Source organism: Kitasatospora sp. NPDC101155, assembly GCF_044768305.1.
Taxonomy (GTDB): Bacteria; Actinomycetota; Actinomycetes; order Streptomycetales; family Streptomycetaceae; genus Kitasatospora.
The window spans coordinates 1-2,402 of sequence record NZ_JBIWPN010000147.1; the positions used below are offsets into that span (position 1 = coordinate 1).

The following is a 2,402-nucleotide window of genomic DNA, read 5'->3' on the forward strand; positions in this document are numbered from 1 at the left end:
TGCTCCATCGGGGTGGTGTCCTTACCGCACAGCGTCCACGCCTGGGGGTCTTCCGGGGCGTCCGGATCGGCGCCGGCAGCGTGAACCATGAGGACAGCTGGCCCAACACCCTCCGCCCCAAGATCCCGGTCAGACTCCAGCTCAAAGAGGACAACGATCGTGGCCATGCCCCGACCGTGCGCCACGGCGGCCCCGTTCGCATCCCGGCCGCAGGGGGCGACGAAAACCATGTCAGCCCCGGGGCCCCAGGGGCGCACAATCATGCCCACAAGGAGGTTCACGGTGAACACTGATCTGCGATTCGAGGACGGCACCCGACTCCGGCTCCAAGAGCCGACGAGCCACCCGGTAGCGGCGCTGCTGCCTGGGGTCGGCTGCCACAGGCTCGTCCTGCGCATCGAGGTCGACGCGACCAAGCTCGCCGACGGGTGCAACCTGGTGCAGCTGGGAGGTGAACTCCACACGGAATTCGGCCCAGGCACGCGCTGGCTGGGCCAGCTGATCCCCGCGTCTGTGGGCCTGACCGACAATGGCGTGGCCCGCAGCGCCGACCTGTCCATACCGCTGACGAACGAGCAAGTCCTCGCACTGGAGCAGCAGCGCAACGGCCAGGACCTGCACCTGCGGATCGACATCACCGCCACCCTCCCCCAGAGCACCCAATACCCGATGGCCACCACCCAGGACACCGTCCGCGTCCCGGCCAGCACCTGGGAGAAGCAGATCGAGGCGGTCAACCGCGGCATCTTCTTCACCGTCACCGTGCCGCTGCCCCTCGACCAAGGCTCACTGGCCAAGGCCGCCGGCCACCTGCGCGCGGCCGACCGGCAGATCACCGCCGGCGAGTACCCGGATGCCATCCGCGAGACCCGCCTTGCCATCGGCGACATGCGCGACATGAAGGTCTGGCCCAAGGACGTCGCCAAGAAACGCAACTACCAGGACCAAGCCGACCGGTACGGGGTGATGCTCGACCGGCTCGCCGAGATGGCCGACGGCTACGCCGAGCTGATCCAGGCCGCCTACACCCAGGCCAGCGGAGTGCAGCACCAGGACGGCGCGCTCGCAGGGGCGACCTGGGTGCGGGCGGACGCAGTAGCGCTCAACGGCATGGCCGTCTCCCTCATGCACCGGCTCGCCGAAGAGCTATAGATCCGCTGACGCCTGGAGGCCGCCGTCCCCGCAGGGATGGCGGCCTCCAGTGCCTTCTCAGGGCGGTAGCAGCGTAGCGGCGACTATGGACGCCGAGAGCTCGGTCCACGGGCGCGCCCATGGCCGTGCTCCGCTCTCAGGGCCACTCGAGTTCGGTGGCTTTGGCACCGACGGGACGCTCCCAGAGCCCCCAGGCATCATGCTTTCGGACCACGGCCTCCACCACTCGGATCGCGTCCCGGTCGAACCGCTCGGGAAAGAGCGTGACGCGGTGGCACGTGAGGTCGCTCTTGTCGATGTTGAAGCCCTGCCACTTCCCGTCGTAGTGACGCTTCTCGGGGCGCACAACATCCATGAGCTCGAAGGCGGCGAGCGGCTTGTGAGTCTCGTACGTCTCGCGGCCGAGGCCGTACCAGCCCTGCCGTACCGAGCCCGGCACGAACGACACCGGGTGCCCGCTGCTGCTGTCCATGCTGCGAAAGGTCCGCAGGTCGAACCACATCAAGAGGGCAGCGATCTCGCTCGTGGTGAGGGCGTGGACCCAGCCCCGGGTGAAGAACTCGGACGGAAGCTCGATACACGGCTCCTCCAGCGCCGGCACCCTGTAGGGGATGGGGGCCGCCTTGGTACTGGCGCCGCTCTCGTCGAGAAGCAGGATCTTGTCGATGGCGTCGCGCTCGCTGGGCCGCGGCAGGGCGACGAGGTGGAGGGACTCCAGCTTTTTCAACGCCTCCTTGAGCTGGCGGACCTTGTTGGTGGCATCATCCGCATTCAGGATCCCAGGGTTCGCGGTGGCGTTGGCGGCCACGAGCGAGGCCCAGGAGAACCCGTTCGGGTTGGGCTCGATCGGGAAAAGGTCCCGCCAGCGTTGATCGATACCGGCTTGGCACTGGGCGGCAAACAACATGGTCAGGTGGAGCCGCAGCGCCACCCCTTTGGGCAGGATCATGCGGGCCGCCACGGGCCGCTCCTCGACGGGGAGCGGGCGCCGCTCTTCCTTCACCGGGACCGAGCGCATCAGCCGGTAGTACCGCTGGCGCACGCGGATCACAGACGGACGCCCGCCGTCCACCCACAGCTTCTTCGCGTCGGTGATCACGGCGTCGTGCTCGCCGGTCCGGCGCAACCGAGCCAACGTGTTCAGTCGAACCTTGACTGAAGTTCCACCCTCTGGTTGGACACCTGGACACTGGGGCGTATGAGCCCAGAGGAAGCAGTCACAGGTGGGAACCAGGAGCAACATGAGTAAG

Annotated in this window: 2 protein-coding genes; one reads left to right on the plus strand and one right to left on the minus strand. The window is 67.7% G+C overall.

Features of this window, described 5'->3' with window-relative positions; all coding sequences use genetic code 11:
- Positions 1-282 precede the first annotated feature (282 nt).
- Positions 283-1,152 carry a hypothetical protein gene (locus tag ACIRYZ_RS46440; protein WP_402955798.1) on the plus strand — a complete coding sequence of 290 codons (870 nt, stop codon included), beginning with the start codon at positions 283-285 and terminating at the stop codon, positions 1,150-1,152.
- A 136-nt stretch (positions 1,153-1,288) separates the two neighbouring features.
- Here ACIRYZ_RS46440 and ACIRYZ_RS46445 read toward each other — a convergent pair whose 3' ends face one another.
- The gene (locus ACIRYZ_RS46445) at positions 1,289-2,251 is read right to left on the minus strand and encodes a hypothetical protein (protein ID WP_402955801.1); all 963 of its coding nucleotides are present in this window, start codon (positions 2,249-2,251) and stop codon (positions 1,289-1,291) included.
- Between the last annotated feature and the right edge of the window lie 151 nt (positions 2,252-2,402).